The sequence below is a fragment of the uncultured Bradyrhizobium sp. genome, assembly GCF_964252615.1.
Taxonomy (GTDB): domain Bacteria; phylum Pseudomonadota; class Alphaproteobacteria; order Rhizobiales; family Xanthobacteraceae; genus Bradyrhizobium.
On the sequence record NZ_CAXUNQ010000017.1, the window covers coordinates 72,203 to 87,815 of the forward strand.

Annotated in this window: 14 protein-coding genes; 10 read left to right on the forward strand and 4 right to left on the reverse strand. The window is 61.2% G+C overall.

The features are described 5' to 3' along the window. Window positions 1–221 precede the first annotated feature (221 nt). The 3 genes from ACFE72_RS11685 to ACFE72_RS11695 are packed head-to-tail and all read left to right on the forward strand — an operon-like array spanning window position 222 to window position 2,678. Complete coding sequence (locus ACFE72_RS11685) at window positions 222–1,082, forward strand: alpha/beta fold hydrolase (RefSeq protein WP_375413253.1); 861 nt, start codon at window positions 222–224, stop codon at window positions 1,080–1,082. 59 nt (window positions 1,083–1,141) lie between these two features. Beyond that, the gene (locus ACFE72_RS11690; protein ID WP_375413254.1) at window positions 1,142–1,906 is read left to right on the forward strand and encodes a VWA domain-containing protein; all 765 of its coding nucleotides are present in this window, start codon (window positions 1,142–1,144) and stop codon (window positions 1,904–1,906) included. A 43-nt stretch (window positions 1,907–1,949) separates the two neighbouring features. After that, the gene (locus ACFE72_RS11695) at window positions 1,950–2,678 is read left to right on the forward strand and encodes a DnaJ domain-containing protein (protein ID WP_375413255.1); all 729 of its coding nucleotides are present in this window, start codon (window positions 1,950–1,952) and stop codon (window positions 2,676–2,678) included. A gap of 224 nt (window positions 2,679–2,902) precedes the next feature. On the opposite strand, the gene ACFE72_RS11700 is transcribed toward ACFE72_RS11695, so the two are convergent. After that, a complete protein-coding gene (locus ACFE72_RS11700; RefSeq protein WP_375413256.1) occupies window positions 2,903–4,687 on the reverse strand; it encodes a serine hydrolase in 1,785 nt (594 codons plus the stop codon). Between the two features lie 388 nt (window positions 4,688–5,075). Between ACFE72_RS11700 and ACFE72_RS11705 the strand changes: the two genes are divergently transcribed. Beyond that, window positions 5,076–5,417, forward strand: coding sequence for a phasin family protein (locus tag ACFE72_RS11705; protein WP_375413257.1), 342 nt, complete (start codon window positions 5,076–5,078; stop codon window positions 5,415–5,417). 76 nt (window positions 5,418–5,493) lie between these two features. Here the strand turns inward: ACFE72_RS11705 and ACFE72_RS11710 are convergent, their stop codons facing one another. Then, window positions 5,494–6,849 (reverse strand): pilus assembly protein TadG-related protein, encoded by a 1,356-nt coding sequence (locus ACFE72_RS11710; protein ID WP_375413258.1) that lies wholly within the window; start codon window positions 6,847–6,849, stop codon window positions 5,494–5,496. Between the two features lie 491 nt (window positions 6,850–7,340). Between ACFE72_RS11710 and clpS the strand changes: the two genes are divergently transcribed. Then, window positions 7,341–7,676 (forward strand): ATP-dependent Clp protease adapter ClpS, encoded by a 336-nt coding sequence (gene clpS, locus ACFE72_RS11715; protein WP_375413269.1) that lies wholly within the window; start codon window positions 7,341–7,343, stop codon window positions 7,674–7,676. A 161-nt stretch (window positions 7,677–7,837) separates the two neighbouring features. Then, the gene (gene clpA, locus ACFE72_RS11720) at window positions 7,838–10,258 is read left to right on the forward strand and encodes an ATP-dependent Clp protease ATP-binding subunit ClpA (protein WP_375413259.1); all 2,421 of its coding nucleotides are present in this window, start codon (window positions 7,838–7,840) and stop codon (window positions 10,256–10,258) included. A 69-nt stretch (window positions 10,259–10,327) separates the two neighbouring features. Here the strand turns inward: clpA and ACFE72_RS11725 are convergent, their stop codons facing one another. Then, on the reverse strand, window positions 10,328–10,687 hold the full coding sequence (locus ACFE72_RS11725) for a PilZ domain-containing protein (protein WP_375413260.1): 360 nt from the start codon (window positions 10,685–10,687) through the stop codon (window positions 10,328–10,330). 376 nt (window positions 10,688–11,063) lie between these two features. Between ACFE72_RS11725 and ACFE72_RS11730 the strand changes: the two genes are divergently transcribed. Continuing rightward, window positions 11,064–12,086, forward strand: a complete 1,023-nt coding sequence (locus ACFE72_RS11730) for a lytic transglycosylase domain-containing protein (RefSeq protein ID WP_375413261.1) — start codon at window positions 11,064–11,066, stop codon at window positions 12,084–12,086. Window positions 12,087–12,116: 30 nt separating this feature from the next. On the opposite strand, the gene ACFE72_RS11735 is transcribed toward ACFE72_RS11730, so the two are convergent. Beyond that, complete coding sequence (locus ACFE72_RS11735; RefSeq protein WP_375413262.1) at window positions 12,117–13,373, reverse strand: c-type cytochrome; 1,257 nt, start codon at window positions 13,371–13,373, stop codon at window positions 12,117–12,119. 193 nt (window positions 13,374–13,566) lie between these two features. Between ACFE72_RS11735 and ACFE72_RS11740 the strand changes: the two genes are divergently transcribed. The 3 genes from ACFE72_RS11740 (at window position 13,567) to tsaA (ending at window position 15,274) form a co-directional block, all read left to right on the forward strand. Then, window positions 13,567–14,337: an AzlC family ABC transporter permease gene (locus ACFE72_RS11740; protein ID WP_375413263.1), complete on the forward strand. Its 771-nt coding sequence runs from the start codon at window positions 13,567–13,569 to the stop codon at window positions 14,335–14,337. After that, window positions 14,334–14,690 carry an AzlD domain-containing protein gene (locus ACFE72_RS11745; protein ID WP_375413264.1) on the forward strand — a complete coding sequence of 119 codons (357 nt, stop codon included), beginning with the start codon at window positions 14,334–14,336 and terminating at the stop codon, window positions 14,688–14,690. The genes ACFE72_RS11740 and ACFE72_RS11745 overlap by 4 nt, the downstream gene beginning before the upstream one ends. A 92-nt stretch (window positions 14,691–14,782) precedes the next feature. Continuing rightward, a complete protein-coding gene (gene tsaA / locus ACFE72_RS11750) occupies window positions 14,783–15,274 on the forward strand; it encodes a tRNA (N6-threonylcarbamoyladenosine(37)-N6)-methyltransferase TrmO (RefSeq protein WP_375413265.1) in 492 nt (163 codons plus the stop codon). The last annotated feature ends 339 nt before the right edge of the window (window positions 15,275–15,613 follow it).

Consider the following 15,613-nt stretch of genomic DNA (forward strand, 5'->3'; position numbering starts at 1 on the left):
GCGGTTTTACGTATGTTCCGTCCCGATTCGGGAGAGGGATACGGTTGCGGTGGTATAATAACGCGGATCGTTGCTCAAAATTAAGGTGCAACGCACAAAGATATTGCGGCGAATTTACAATTTTTGACCTTTGTGTCACGTCGCTGTGACCTATATTGTTAGAAAGGACGGCCGAGTTTAAGCCGCAGGTGGTATTGAACTTAGGGCGTACAGGAAAAAACATGAAGCGTGGAATTGTAGTCCTGCTTTTGGTTTGCACGCTGCTCGTCGTCGGATACTTCACTGCGAGCAAGTGGGCGATCCGGCATGAGACGCTGACCTTCTACGATCCTGCGCGCGATAACCGCTTGGTTGCCGTCGATGTTGCAGTACGACGCGACAGGGAGATGCAGGCCAACGCCGGCATGATCAAGCTGCCGGTTGCCATCCTCAATCACGGCAATACCGTCAAAAATACCGAATACTCCTTTCTTGCGAACGTCTTTGCAGCGCGTGGCTACCTGTCGATCAGTCCCCAGCACGATTTGCCCACCGATCCGCCAATGGTGACCAAGGTTGGCGAGCTTTATGTCGGCCGTCTACCGCAGATTCAGCGCGGCGTAGCCAACATCCATTTTGCTGTCGAGAAGATGAAGAAAGTCCAACCCAACGCCGACTATGCCAAGGTGACCATCGTCGGGCATTCGATGGGCGGCGACATTTCGATGTATTTCGCCAGGGAGTATCCCGATCAGGTGAAGAAGGTCGTCACACTGGACAATCTGCGCGTGCCCTTCATGACGGATGCCAAGTTCAAAATTTTGTCATTCCGCTCCAAGGATTCGGTCTTCAAGCCGGACCCGGGTGTCGTTCCGGATGACGACGTCTGCGAGAAGTCCGGAATTACGGTAGTCAATACCGGTTTCCAGCATAACGACATGCGTGATACCGGCCCGGACGAAGCCAAGTCGACCATCCAGGGCATGCTCGACAAGTTCCTGGACGACACGGATAACAGTCAGCTGACGCCAGTGCCCACCAAGGTTCCTGATTTGACCGATGCTCCGGGACCGGTTGCGATGTACAAGCCCGCGGCGAACTAGCGGTTGGCGAATTATCGGCCTTGAGCGCCACAGGGAGCTTGCAGTCTTTGCGAGCCGTCATGTCCAGCGAACCGACCAAACCAGGAGCATCAAGCGGAGTTGCGGCTGTCCAGCCGGCGACCGGCAAGTCCGACTTAGGACTGAAACCAAAACCATCGACGTCGGAAGACATCGCGGCCTTTGTCGCCAAGGCGCGCGCAATGTCGCCGCGCGCGCCGGGAGCAAAAGGCCGAATGGTATTTGCGCTCGACGCCACCATGAGCCGGCAGCCGACCTGGGATATGGCATGCGCGCTGCAGGCCGACATGTTCCGCGAGGCGGCTGCGATCGGCAGCCTCGATATTCGCCTCGTCTATTATCGGGGTCTCAACGAATGCCGTGCCAGCACCTGGATTTCCGAACCCGTGCAACTCGCCAAACTGATGAGCAGCATCGCATGTCAGGGCGGCAACACGCAGATCGGCAAAGTGCTGTCGGAGGCGCGACGCGAGGCGGTCGCATCCGGCGTTAGGGCGGTGGTATTCGTCGGCGACGCCATGGAAGAGCCGATCGACGATCTCTGCGCCAAGGCCGGAGAGCTTGGGCTGCTTAAAGTGCCGGTATTCCTGTTTCAAGAAGGCCACGACGGTACCGCTGAACAGGCGTTTCGCGAGATAGCGCGCCTGACCGGCGGCGCCTGGTGCCGCTTCGAGCCGGGTGCTGCGGCGCAGTTGCGCGAACTGCTGCGGGCAGCGGCGGCCTATGCCACAGGCGGCCGTGAGGCGCTGTTGCGGCTGTCGAAGACCGGGAACGGCGCGGCGCGGTTGCTCGGGCAGATGAAGTAACCGTCCGCTTTCGCAACGACCGACAACATACTATCTATTGTTCATGCCCACGCTGATCGCCGGCGCCGTCGCCGTTATCGTGCTTTATTCGCTACTGCAGATGTTTCGTGCGGCCAATCCGGTCGTGCTTGCGCGCGCGATTAAGATCGGCGGCGGCGTGATGGCGCTTGCGGCGGCCATATTTACGGGCATCAAGGGCGAACTTGCAGTCGCAATCCCGCTCGGCCTTTTCGGCGCCGGACTGCTCGGCTGGTCGCCGTTCGGAGCGTCAGGGTTCAACAGTATCGGTGGCCTGTTCGGCTCCCGCACCAAGCGGTCGCCGGGACAGGCTTCCGAGGTTCGCTCGCGGTTTCTCGACATGACGCTCGATCACGACAGCGGTGAACTTGCCGGCCGGATCGTGGCCGGACCCCATGCCGGCCGCTCGCTGGACGAATTCGACCTAGCTCAACTGGCTGAGATAATGTCCGGCTTCGACGCCGAGAGCGTGGCGTTACTTGAAAGCTATCTGGACCGCAGGTTTCCCGCTTGGCGTCAGGACGCGCAGGGAGATGCGGCACGGGGGCAGAGCCGCCCGGCGGCGAGCGGCAAAATGACGACGGAGGAGGCCTATCAGATCCTTGGCCTGCAAGCGGGGGCGGGGAGCGACGAGATCGGCCGCGCGCACCGAGCCTTGATGAAGAAACTGCATCCCGACCAAGGGGGGTCGACATATCTGGCCGCCCGTGTAAACGAGGCCAAGGACACTTTGCTTCGCACTCATCGCAGCTAACTCCGGTACGCTATCAACGCTACAAACCGTGAGTTGCTTCTGCTCTGTTACGCCCTGCCGCCCGCCGTTATCCGGCGTGATCGATCGTTGGTTACTTGTTTATAACGAAGAATTCTTGATGAGAGGTTTCGGCGCCCGGAAATGTGCCGGGCCAGGCTGAAATGCGAAGGCCGGAGCGAACCCCGGCCGTCTTAAGGAAACGACTGATTTCAGGTTGTTTCGGATCAGTTCCTGATAGCGATGCAGGAGATGTCGGAGCGCTTCAGCGTCTTGCAGACTGCCTCGGCCTGATCGCGATCGAGGCCGGCGAAACGGGCGCGGAATAGTTTCTTTTCCCCCTTGGCCACCGCCTCGGTGAACGGGTCCGCCTTGCCGAGCATGCCGCGGGCCTGATCGCGCGCCGTCTCCAGGCGCTGCCGCGCTTCGCCTTCGGTTTCAAGCGCGCCGACCTGGATGATCCACCCCGTACGTGCCGCAACCGGTCTGATGGCCCCGTTCTGTTGAATGGCTTGCGGCTGCGGCTGAATGCGGGAGGAACTGTCAGCCGAAGCCATGGCCTGCGAAGTGGGTATGCTCGATGCTGGCAGCACGCCGAGCAGGCCATTTCCGGTGCCATGGTTCGCCGGCTGCGGCGGCATCGCGATCTTGTTCATCTCCGCCTTTGCCACCACCGAACCTGACGTCTCCGGCACCGCGGAGCGTGCAACAGGGATCGCATTGGTGACCGCCGTTGCCGGCTGTGCCGGCTGTGCCGGGTCGGCCGACGCCAGCTTCATCTGGCCGGCCCGGACCTGGACGGTCCGTATCCGAACCGGCTTCATGGGTTCGGACGATCCGGGAATCGCGGCCATCTGCTGAGCCTGAATCACGCCGCTGGTGAGCGGAGCCGGTTCAGGTTTCGCTTGAGTCGGCGGCAACGCGGCTGTTGCATTGGCGACGATGGATGGTTTCGTGACAACGGGAGCTGTACGCATCGGCGCCGCTTCCTCCGGCGCCGCCGACGCGACCTGCATCGCACCCCGGACTTGGACCATTTGGGTCGGACGCGACTGGGCTTGATCTTCCGCGACCTCGGCGTTGGCGTCTGACGTGCTGCGTTCGGTGATCGCGGCGACGGTGCGTCTAGTCGCTCCCTTTTCGAGATTTTCCGCCAGCAGACTCCGCATCGCGGCGTCACGGGAACCTCCGCTGCGCCCGCCCATTACCACGCCGACCAAATGCCGGTTGCCACGGCGCATCGAGGTCACCAGGTTGAAGCCGGAGGCGCGGGTATAGCCGGTCTTGATGCCGTCGACCCCTTCTACGGTGCCGAGCAGCCTGTTGTGATTGCGGATCGAGTGTCCGTGGTAGTTGAACGCACTGGTCGAGAAATACCGGTAATATCGCGGGAACCGATCTTGGATGGCGCGACCAAGGGTGGACTGGTCGCGTGCGGTGGTGACCTGGGCGTCATCCGGAAGTCCCGAGGCATTACGATATATGGTGCGGGTCATACCGAGCGCACGTGCCTTGCGCGTCATCAACTTGGCGAAATCATCTTCATCGCCGGCGAGGGCTTCGGCGATCACGACTGCGGCGTCGTTGGCCGAGCGTGTCACCAATCCTTTGATCGCGTCCTCAACCTTGATGGTCTGGCCTGGGCGCAAACCGAGCTTGGTCGGTGCTTGTTCGGAGGCGTGCTCGGAAACCTCCATTTCGGAGTCGAGCTTGATCTTGCCGGCGTCGAGGCCCTCGAACAGCAGATAAAGCGTCATGATCTTGGTGAGAGAAGCCGGATGGCGCGACGCGTCGGGGTTATTGGCGCTCAGCGTTGCGCCTGAATTGCCGTCGACGATAATCGAGGAGAAAGCCGGACTGTAGCTCGGCCGCGCCTCATGGTGGCGGGCGTGATAACGGTGTCTGGAGCGACGCGCGTCGGCGGTATCGTTGGTAAAGATGACGGCGGTGGTGATGGTTGCTAGCCCGAGAACGCAAACCCGAAGGGCGCGTGTTGAGGTCGTGCGAAACATAAACTTCCCCGTCCCATTTTCACTATAGATCACCGGTTCGTGAGGCCAAATTATGCCCGACGGCGGTCTGCGCCCCCCGCCTGTCGGCATGCGACGTGGTCAAGCCCCTTTGCGACGATGGCAGACATCTTTGCCATCCGCCTAAGACCCTGCGCTCACGTGAGTTTTCGGCTTGCGGACCGGACCATGAACAACGCTGAGAATCAAAGTAGGTGGCTGGAGTTTCCAAACGGTTAAGCAACCGTTGCAAGCAGCATGGGTGTTGGCAGTGATTGTGCGATGCACAATTTCCTTGACCTCTATTGTGCGGCGCATTATTCAACCTGCGTGGTCAGGCCCGGGACGTTTCCCGGCGGACCGGTACACATCAGTCTGGGAAGGATTCCTCGTGGTTAAGGTCGAAGATATTCAGCAGTACGGAAAAGAGCACTTCGAAACGGCCGCGGCGTCGGCGAATACGCTGCAGAGCGGCTTTGAAGCCATCGCTAGTGCTTACGGCGATTATACCAAGAAGTCGTTCGAAGAAGGCAAGTCGTTCGTCGAGAAACTGGCCGGCGTCAAGTCGTTGGACAAGGCGATCGAAGTGCAGACCGAATACGCGAAATCGGCCTATGAGACCTTCGTGGCGGAATCGCAGAAGATCGCCGAGCTTTACGGCGATCTCGCCCAGCAGACCTACAAGCCGTTCGAAGGTCTGATTGCGAAATTCAATCCCGCTGCCGCACGCTAATTCAAGACTGCAGCCGAAAAAAGCCCGGCCCTCGCGGCCGGGCTTTTTTTAATAGGAGTCTTGAGGTACTTCTCCGTTACTTCGCGACACGCAGTTTTGAGAGCGATGTCCCGATTGAGCTGAACACGGAGGCGGTCTGGCTCGCCGTCGTCACCACGTAGAAGTTCTGCGAGCCGCTGGCGCAATATTGCAGGACGGCGGAGGTCGGATCCCCGCCGGTATTGACCTGGATCGTGTAGACCGTGATGCCGGCGGCTTTGGCATTGTCGCATAGCGTCTTCTGGCGCGCATCGATCTGCGACGCGTTGCTGTACCAGCGATTTTGCGTGTTCAAACCGTCGGACAGCAGGATGATCGCGTCCTTGTAGGTATAGTTGGAATCTTTCGCCGGCGCGTTCAGCGGGGCAGACTGGGTGAGCGACATCCAGGCCCATGCCATGCCGATTCCCTGGTTGGTGTTCCCGGTCGGCTGCATGTCACTAATTCTTTGCTTGATCGCGCTCCAGTCGTAGCTCAGAGGCAAGATCGGCTGCAGATACGGGTTGTTGCCCGACTTGCAATATTTTTCGCTCCCGGAGACATATTCTTCGGCTGGGAAACGGGTGGCGCTGGTGGTCGGCGCGGTGTTCTTGGTGTCGTAGTCCTGATCGCGGTCGGTGACGCAGCCGGTCCATTTGTTGTGATTGGCCGGCGTCCATGTCGAACTCTGGCAGCCGCCCCACCAGTTATAGCTGGTGCAGGTGCTGGTTCCATTTGCCGCATCCCAGTCGGTCCAGTCGATCCAGCTCTGATTATTATTGCTGTTATCAACATTGACGTCCTTGGCGAACGGAATGATCGAGATGTAGATATCGCCTTTGGTCTTTTCGAGGTCGCTCAACTGATCGACCAGGGCTTTAGCGGCTTTCTGCATCGCCGGCATTTTGCCGTCGTCGGCCATTGAGCCGGTATTGTCCAGTGCCATAGCGACGCGCATCCGCACGTTGCCCCATGCAGCCGTCGAACTGGTATTGAAATTGATGGTGGGAAAACCCGCCACCTTCAGGAAGTCGGTGGTTACCGCACCGGATCCGTTGACCTGGATATTGGAGCCCATTGAACTGTTGGCCGTATAGGTTGCACTGACCGAAACCGACTTGGCGTCGTTGTTGGTATAGAGCGCGTTGAAATAGGACTGCGCTTTGGTCGAAACCTGGGACGGGGTGATGACGCCTTGGGAAAGGTCCTTCGAAACCATCAACGCGGTCGAATCCAGTGCCGCCTGCATCGAGGAACGCGCGGCGTTGGCACGGGTATAGTCGACCGCGGCGCCGACGAAACCGAGGATCGGGACGAGCGCGATGGCGAAAGTTACCGCAATATTGCCTTCCTCAGCCCCGGTGAATCGCCTGGCCGGGCTGCAAACGTGATCGCGAAGTAATGCATTGAACATGACCGTCACCGGATATGGCTTCTGGCCCCTATTTCCGCCGCCATGACTAAACAGGCGGTAAAGCTGTCCTGAGAAAACCGGTAAATTGCTGGATATGTCGCGGTCCAGCCGGACAGACTGCCGCCATTGTCAACAGGCGCTAAACGCCGCATGGCTGCTTTTTATCAAGTCGCGCAGGATTGATTAACTTCGGGAATTCGGCCGCGGCCGGAATTGGACGGCGCGCGGTGATATCGAGGAATATTTGAGCGCTTGCGGCAGGTCCAATGCGGTCCCATATTCCTCGTCATCGATCCAGCAAACGGGTCGGGGGCGGTCGGGAGCGGCGATTCGGGAAACTGCCCTGAAACCTGACGATGGCTTCGGCAGGAACCGTTGCCGGGCCGTCGTGAGGTCTTCCTGTGGGGATTTCGAACACCTGAGCCATGCTACAGCCGGTTTCAAATATCGCCCCATCCGCGACGTTCGAAGGCGCCGCCTTTGTTCCCCGAATGGGCAAGGACGATGAGGGCCGCGCCGGTGGACCAAGCGGTCCCAGCACGTCGGTCATCACCAAGGTCAAGCCGAAGACCAAGCGCCCCAACCTCTACCGCGTATTGATATTGAACGACGATTACACTCCGATGGAGTTTGTCGTTCTCGTGCTGGAGAAGTTTTTCCAGAAGGACGCCGAAGCGGCGACCAAGATCATGCTGCACGTCCATCATCACGGAATTGGGGAGTGCGGGGTTTTTACCTATGAGATCGCCGAAACCAAGGTTACGCAGGTGATGGATTTCGCCCGCAAGCATCAGCATCCTTTGCAATGCGTAATGGAAAAGAAGTAGGCTTGGGGAAATCGCCCGAACCGGAATGGGTCTTGCATTGAAGTTACGGCCCGGGGGAACCAGTCTTTCGCCGTAATCAAGCGTAACTATATGATAAAGGTTGTTGTTGCCTGACGCGATGACGGCGATCATGATGATGGCAAGGGCCATAGAGGACGCGAATGCCGACTTTTTCTCAAAGCCTTGAACAATCCCTCCACCGCGCGCTGGCGATAGCAAACGAGCGCCACCATCAATACGCGACGCTCGAGCATCTCCTGCTGTCGCTGATCGACGATTCGGACGCCGCTGCCGTGATGCGGGCCTGCAGCGTCGATCTCGACAAGTTGCGCACCAGTTTGGTCAACTATCTCGAAACTGAGTTCGAAAATCTGATCACGGACGGCGCCGACGACGCCAAGCCGACTGCGGGCTTCCAGCGCGTGATCCAGCGCGCGGTGATTCACGTCCAGTCGTCGGGTCGTGAAGAAGTGACGGGCGCCAACGTGCTGATCGCGATTTTTGCCGAACGCGAAAGCCACGCCGCGTATTTCCTGCAGGAGCAGGACATGACGCGTTATGACGCCGTCAACTATATCAGCCATGGCATTGCCAAACGGCCGGGCGTATCCGAGGCGCGACCGGTGCGCGGCGTTGACGAGGAAACCGAATCAAAGAACGGCGAAGATTCCAAGAAAAAGGGCGACGCGCTCGACACCTATTGCGTCAACCTGAACAAGAAGGCGCGCGACGGCAAGATCGATCCGGTGATCGGACGGAACTCCGAAATCAACCGGGCGATCCAGGTGCTCTGCCGCCGGCAGAAGAACAATCCGCTGTTCGTGGGCGAGGCCGGCGTCGGCAAGACCGCGATCGCCGAGGGTCTCGCCAAGCGCATCGTCGACAGCGAAGTGCCGGAGGTGCTGGCGGCCGCAACGGTATTTTCGCTCGACATGGGCACGCTGCTGGCGGGTACGCGCTATCGCGGCGACTTCGAGGAGCGGCTGAAGCAAGTCCTCAAGGAACTCGAAGCCCATCCCAACGCAATCCTGTTCATCGACGAAATACACACCGTGATCGGGGCAGGTGCCACGTCCGGCGGCGCGATGGATGCCTCTAATCTGCTCAAGCCTGCACTGGCGTCGGGCACGATCCGCTGCATGGGCTCGACCACCTACAAGGAATACCGGCAGCATTTCGAAAAGGATCGCGCGCTGGTGCGTCGGTTCCAGAAGATCGACATCAACGAGCCGACGGTCGAGGACGCCATCGCAATCCTGAAAGGCCTGAAACCGTATTTCGAAGATTATCACCGGCTGAAATATACCAACGAGGCCATCGAGGCCGCGGTTCAGCTCTCGTCCCGCTATATCCATGACCGCAAGCTGCCCGACAAGGCCATCGACGTCATCGACGAGTCCGGTGCGGCGCAGATGCTGGTCGCCGAGAACAAGCGCAAGAAGACCATCGGCATCAAGGAAATCGAGACCACCATCGCCACCATGGCGCGGATACCGCCGAAGAGCGTGTCCAAGGACGATGCGGAGGTGCTCAAGCATCTTGAGCAGACGCTGAAGCGCGTGGTGTTCGGCCAGGACAAGGCGATCGAGGCGCTGTCGGCCTCGATCAAGCTTGCGCGGGCCGGCTTGCGCGAGCCGGAGAAACCGATCGGGTCCTATTTATTCTCCGGGCCGACCGGCGTCGGCAAGACCGAGGTCGCCAAGCAACTGGCGGAGTCGCTCGGCGTCGAACTGATCCGGTTCGACATGTCGGAATATATGGAACGTCACACCGTATCCCGGCTGATCGGCGCACCTCCAGGCTATGTCGGGTTCGATCAGGGTGGCCTGCTCACCGACGGCGTTGACCAGCATCCGCATTGCGTGGTGCTGCTGGACGAAATCGAGAAGGCGCATCCGGACCTTTACAACGTACTGTTGCAGATCATGGATCACGGTAAGCTGACCGACCATAATGGGAAGGCCGTCAACTTCCGCAACGTGATCCTGATCATGACGACCAATGCCGGGGCGGCCGATCTGGCGCGTCAGGCATTCGGCTTCACGCGCAACAAGCGGGAAGGCGACGACCACGAGGCGATCAACCGACAGTTTGCGCCCGAATTCCGCAACCGGCTCGACGCCATCATCTCGTTCGCACATCTCAATGCCGAGGTGATCGGCATGGTGGTGGAAAAATTCGTGCTGCAGCTCGAGGTGCAGCTTGCCGATCGCGATGTCACCATCGAACTGTCCGAACCGGCCAAGGCCTGGCTCATTCAGCACGGTTACGACGAGCAGATGGGCGCGCGGCCGATGGCCCGCGTGATTCAGGAGCACATCAAGAAGCCGCTGGCTGATGAAGTGCTGTTCGGCAAGCTGAAGGGCGGCGGTCACGTTCGGGTCGTGCTGGTGAAGGACGAAGCGGTCGTTGGAGTGGAACTGGAAAAGATCAGCTTCGAGTATCTTGACGGGCCCGTGACACCGAAGCCGGAAAAGCTGCCTGGCTCGCGCAAGCGAACCCCGCCGCGCAAGCCGAAACCGGGCGGTCCTGGTGGCGGGTCGAAAGGACCGGCCTCGCGCGGTCCGCTGGTCAAGGTGTAAACGACGATCGATAGATGAAGGCCGGCAGCAATCGCCGGCCTTTTTGCGCTTGTCCTTGATCGAGACCGCTCAGCCTTCGCCCGTAAGTTCCTTGATGCGGCGCTGAAGCTGACGGTTTTTGTGTTCGCTGCGGCGCAGCCGCCGGTCGAGGTCGGTCGTCGCCGGAAGGCCCGCCGCCGTCATGTTCCGGAATGCGAAGCCGACCCTGCCGGCCTGCCGCCACATCACTTTTCCGAAAAACGAGCGGTCCTTTCGCGTGATAGTTATGCGCATCTCGTCAGGCGGTTTTGCGGTTTTTTCGAACTCGACGCAGAGGCCGCCTTCGGAAATGTCGCGCACGGCGCAGTCCATGGTGGAGCCGCGATGGTTGATCGAGGCTACGCTCCCGAGGAACACCCTGTCCCGCACGCTCTGGCGTCGATCCAACATCAACAACCTCCGTGAATGAAGAACACCATACGCTAACTTGCACAATGCGGAGGTCGGCTCTCAGGAATATCCGACATTAACCTAAATCCAGTCGCGGATGCGGCCGCGCCGGCGACATCCCGTAGACTCGGCCGTCGCTTTCGCCAGCACGACCGACACGCCGAGAAACGGCTTCTGCTTGCGGCGGTCTGGGTACGCGGATCACGTAACCCGACCAGGAATGAGATGCTGAAGATGCTTCAGTCTGTCCGGCCGGATATGCGCTTAGTATTGAAGGCTTGGAATCGCCATATGGTCATGTCTTGCGCTCCCGCAGACGCGCCATCATTGTTCAATAGGTCGGTTCCGTGTGTAAAGCGGTCTGCAGGAAGCTGACATGACGCCGCGAACGATCATCGGTCCTTGCCTCATACTTTGCGTGGTCCTGGTGCTGGTCAGCTTGCCCTGCGCGCAGGCAGTTGCGCAGGAAGTTCCGCTTGCAGGTTCGACCAGCGAGGCCACAAAGCCCATGGCGGACGTTCCCGTCAACGCGGGCAACAATCCGGACGAAAACAAAGGGGAACCGCAAAAGGCCGAAACCGCGCGGGATACCGACACCCGCGAAGCGATCTGCTTGATGGTCGAATCAGCGGCGAAGGCACAGGATCTGCCGCTGGAATTTTTTGCGCGCGTGATCTGGCAGGAAAGCCGGTTTCGATCCGACGCGGTCGGGCCGATGACCCGCCGTGGCCAGCGCGCGCAGGGCATCGCGCAATTCATGCCCGGGACCGCGAACGAGCGGCGGCTGCTCGATCCGTTCGACCCGGTGCAGGCGCTGCCGAAATCCGCCGAATTCCTCAATGAGTTGCGAAGTCAGTTCGGTAACCTCGGTCTGGCTGCCGCGGCGTACAATGCCGGGCCGCGGCGGGTGCAGGAATGGCTGGCGGGCACCGGCACGTTGCCATCGGAAACCCGCAACTACGTTCTCGCCATCACCGGATCCCCGGCCGACGACTGGGCCACGGCAGGCAGGAAAGGCAAACCGCCGGACCGTGCGCCGACATCCACTTGCCGGGAGCTGATGGCGCTGCTGAAGCGCGCGCCCAATCCTTTCGTCAACCAGCTCGAACAGCATGTAAGACTGGGCGCGGACCGGCTATGGGGCGTGCAACTCGCCGCCGGCTTCAATCGCGACCGTGCGCTATCGATGTATGCGCGGGCGATGAAGCGGCTGAGCGCGGTGATTGGCGACCAGGATCCAAGCCTGTTCGGCTCGACGTGGCGGAGCCGCGGTAGCCGCACCTTCTATCAGGTCCGGATCGGCGCCGATACCCGCGTCGCCGCCGATGATCTTTGCAACCGCATCCGCCGCGCCGGCGGCGCGTGTTTCGTGCTGCGAAATATGAATGCCAGGGGCTGATGGGACGATGTCCGGCCGGGTGTGAAACGTCTATTTCTTTGTCGCGCGCGCGAGAAATTGCACCAGCGCGGCGCGATCCTGCTCCGAGCCGATGCGCTGCTCCGGCATCTTGGTGCCCGGCGTATAGGACGCGGGCCCGATCTCGAACAGTTTTGAAACCGTCTCCGGGGTCCAGATGATGTCGAGGCGCTTCAGCGCCTCGGAAAAAATGTAGCTCGGCAAGGTCGCGATTCGCCGGCCGAACAGGTTGGCGAGAGTCGGCCCCGCCCTGTCGGCTTGCTCGGCGTCAAGGGTATGGCAGGCGACACAGGCACGAAACACATCGGCGCCGCGGTCGCCGGCATAGGCCGCCAGCGGGTCAGCCGCCGTTTCAAAAACAAGCGGATCGACCGCATCTCCCGTCGCCGCATTCCAGCGGCGGATGATATTGTCGGCACCGCCGGTGAGCAGGGTGCGGCTATCAGGCAGAAATGCGACCGACCAGACCGGTAGTCCGGGGCCGACCAGGGTACGGGCCAGACGGCGCATCCTGCGATCGATCACCGCTACGGATCCACCGATGCTCGCAGCCGCCACCAGCGCGCCGTCCGGTGAGATCGCGATCGAAATCACCGGTCTCGGCCCGGCCGCAACGTCGCCGGCAGGTGCGCCGCCAGAAGACAGGAAATACACCTTGCCGTCGGCGCCGCCGGTTGCGATCTCGCCGTTGCCGCCGATGGCCACGGCGTTGAGCGGAACAGGCATCGCGACGACGGTGGGCGAGGCAGAGTCTGCGAGCGGCCAGATGCGTGCGCTCTGATCGTAGCTTACGCTTACCAGCGTGCGGCCGTCCGGAGCGAACGCTATGCCGTTAACGTTCTGCGTATGCCCCTCAAGCACGCGCGGGAGGCCGCCCGCGAGCGGCCAGAGCCGTACCGTATGATCCCATGACGCCGACGCCAGTGTCGCGCCATCGGGCGACAATGCGAGGGCGGCGACAGGCGCCGTGTGGCCTTCAAACATGCCATCGGGCTGCGGATTGCCGGGAGTCCAGATGGCAATACGCCCGTCAGCGCCCGCGGTCGCCGCGCGGCCATCCTTGAGCAGCGCTACCGTGTTCACGGCGTCGGCGTGAAAACGCAGCACCTGGTCGGCGGCATTGCGTGCCAGCGACCAGCGGATTGCCGTTGAGTCGAAGCTTCCCGAGAGCGCGGTTTGTCCGTCCGATGAAATCGCCAATGCCCGGACCGGCCCGCCATGGCCGCGCAACTGCGCGAGGGCGTTAGTTGCTGCAGGCGGCAGAGTCATCAGCAAGGCGGCCCACGCTGGCAAGGCCAGGCGGCTTTTGTTGCGAAAATGGAGCATGGGCGGCAATTGTTCCTTCCTTCGCATCGTCCCGACGCGTCCAATGGTAGAGCGGGGGGCCGCATAATGGAATCTCACATTTGCAGGGCGGATCGGCGAATGCCGCCGGTTGACTGCGGCTGGTTTCAGCCGCGTTATGGACGCCACGACCGACCTGTTCCGGGTGCCTGTGCCGCTTCCTGCTCCTGACTCCTCCGGATGGCAAAGCCCCGCGCGTGCGTTTGCGTGGGGGCTGCGTTCGGTCGCGTCCACCGTGCTCACGGTCGTGCTGTTTGCGACCTATCTCGGCATCGGCGCGCTCGCGCATGATACGCAGTTCAGCCTGGGGTGGGCGTTGGCAAGTACCGCGCTGGTCTGGGCCGGTCCTGCGCAGATCATCCTGATTTCGACATTGGGGTCCGGCGCGACCGTGCTGCAGGCTGCGATCGCCGTCACCGTTAGCGCCGTCCGGCTGTTTCCAATGGTCGTGTCGGTATTGCCGATGGTGCGCACCCCGCACACCAAGCGGCGGCATTTGATCTTCACGACCCATTTCATTGCGATCACCCTGTGGGTGGAATGCTTTCGCCTGCTGCCGAAGGTGCCGCGTGGACGGCGTATCGCCTTCACCAACGGGCTTGGCGCCGGCCTGATGTCGGTTTGCCTGGCGGCAACCAGCATCGGCTACGGCCTTGCGGCCAATCTGCCGCCGCTGTTGGGTGCGGCGATCCTGCTGCTGACGCCGCTGGCATTCCTGCTCTCGACCGCGCGCAACTGCCGTCAGTTCTCCGACGTCATCGCGTTGGCCTTGGGGCTGGTGCTGTTTCCTGTTGTGTCGATGCTTCATACCGGCGTCGATATCCTGATCAGCGGCGTGTCGGCAGGCACCATTGCCTACGGCGTGCACCGGTGGCGGGAGCGCGCATGAGCGGGCTGCTTGGCCAGTTCTTTGGCGATGGACACGCCATGATCGTGCTGTTGCTGGCCGGCGTCCTTCCCAACGAGGTTTGGCGGATGCTCGGGCTTTGGATCGGCGGCGGGATCGACGAAGGCTCCGAATTGCTGGTCTGGGTGCGCGCGGTCGCAACCGCAATTCTTGCCGGCGTAATTGCGCAGATATTGGTGTTTCCGCCGGGTGCGCTGGCGACCGTGCCGGGCTTTTTACGTTATGGCACGGTGACTGCGGGGCTTGCGGCCTTCATCGTGACCCGGCGATCCATTTTTGCTGGCGTGGTTTGCGGCGAGCTTGTTATGCTTGTCGGCAAATGGTGGCTGGGCTGACCGGGGAAGCGAAATGCTATGAGTTCATTGACGCCGATCGCGCGCGATGGTCGAAGGTCATTAAGGCACAGACTATAACGCTGGATTGAGCCATGGTCCGGGGCAGTGAAATTCGCGACGGTGAAACCGCGGTCGATCCGCCCAGGGCGCGCGATGCCGGGCTGGTGTTCATCGGCCGCATCCGCACGCCGTGGACCTCGCGCCTGCTGACCCCGCGCCAGGGGCGTCACGACGGTCCGGTGTGCCGGCTGGAGATTTTCGAGCCATGGGTGCCGGCGCTGAAGGGGGTCGATTTCTATTCGAACCTCGAGGTGATCTATTGGCTGCATCTGTCGCGCCGCGATCTGGTGCTGCAGAGCCCGAAGAACGACGCATCGACCCGCGGCACGTTTTCGCTGCGCTCGCCGGTGCGGCCCAATCCGATCGGCACCTCGATCGTCAGGCTGGTCGGCATCGAGGGCAATATCGTGCTGGTGCGCGGCCTCGATTGTCTGGACGAAACGCCGCTGCTCGACCTCAAGCCCGACCGCTGTGAATTCACGCCATTGGCGCCGCCGCAGCCGGGCGATTTCGAGACGGAGTAGGGAACCGTCATTGCAAGGAGCACTTGCGACGACTCCAGCCTTCGCTTGCGAACGCGACCTGGAATCCGTTCCAAATGCCTCCACGCGTCATGGCCGGGCTTGTCCCTGCTGGATTCACACATCTCATCGTCATGGTAGGGCTTGTCCCGGCCATCCACGTCTTTGACGCGGCGCGGCGTGTTGCAATATCGCGCTCCACGGCGTGCGTTCCCCGGACGCAACGCAGCGCGCAGCCCTTGCGGAGCGGTGCGCTGCAGAGCCGGGGTCCCGGTTGTTGCGGCGCGAAGAAACCGGGGTTTCGGTTGTTGCGGCTGCAAGGAACCGGGGTCCCGGTTCTGC

Bases quoted from the DNA above. Each gene is read 5' to 3' on its own strand.
- ACFE72_RS11685 (WP_375413253.1), top strand. From the start codon at position 222: ATGAAGCGTGGAATTGTAGTCCTGCTTTTGGTTTGCACGCTGCTCGTC.
- tsaA (WP_375413265.1), top strand. From the start codon at position 14,783: ATGGTCCGGGGCAGTGAAATTCGCGACGGTGAAACCGCGGTCGATCCG.
- ACFE72_RS11690 (WP_375413254.1), top strand. From the start codon at position 1,142: ATGTCCAGCGAACCGACCAAACCAGGAGCATCAAGCGGAGTTGCGGCT.
- ACFE72_RS11735 (WP_375413262.1), bottom strand. From the start codon at position 13,373: ATGACTCTGCCGCCTGCAGCAACTAACGCCCTCGCGCAGTTGCGCGGC.
- ACFE72_RS11730 (WP_375413261.1), top strand. From the start codon at position 11,064: ATGACGCCGCGAACGATCATCGGTCCTTGCCTCATACTTTGCGTGGTC.
- ACFE72_RS11725 (WP_375413260.1), bottom strand. From the start codon at position 10,687: ATGTTGGATCGACGCCAGAGCGTGCGGGACAGGGTGTTCCTCGGGAGC.
- ACFE72_RS11695 (WP_375413255.1), top strand. From the start codon at position 1,950: ATGCCCACGCTGATCGCCGGCGCCGTCGCCGTTATCGTGCTTTATTCG.
- ACFE72_RS11700 (WP_375413256.1), bottom strand. From the start codon at position 4,687: ATGTTTCGCACGACCTCAACACGCGCCCTTCGGGTTTGCGTTCTCGGG.
- ACFE72_RS11745 (WP_375413264.1), top strand. From the start codon at position 14,334: ATGAGCGGGCTGCTTGGCCAGTTCTTTGGCGATGGACACGCCATGATC.
- ACFE72_RS11740 (WP_375413263.1), top strand. From the start codon at position 13,567: ATGGACGCCACGACCGACCTGTTCCGGGTGCCTGTGCCGCTTCCTGCT.
- clpS (WP_375413269.1), top strand. From the start codon at position 7,341: ATGGGCAAGGACGATGAGGGCCGCGCCGGTGGACCAAGCGGTCCCAGC.
- clpA (WP_375413259.1), top strand. From the start codon at position 7,838: ATGCCGACTTTTTCTCAAAGCCTTGAACAATCCCTCCACCGCGCGCTG.
- ACFE72_RS11710 (WP_375413258.1), bottom strand. From the start codon at position 6,849: ATGTTCAATGCATTACTTCGCGATCACGTTTGCAGCCCGGCCAGGCGA.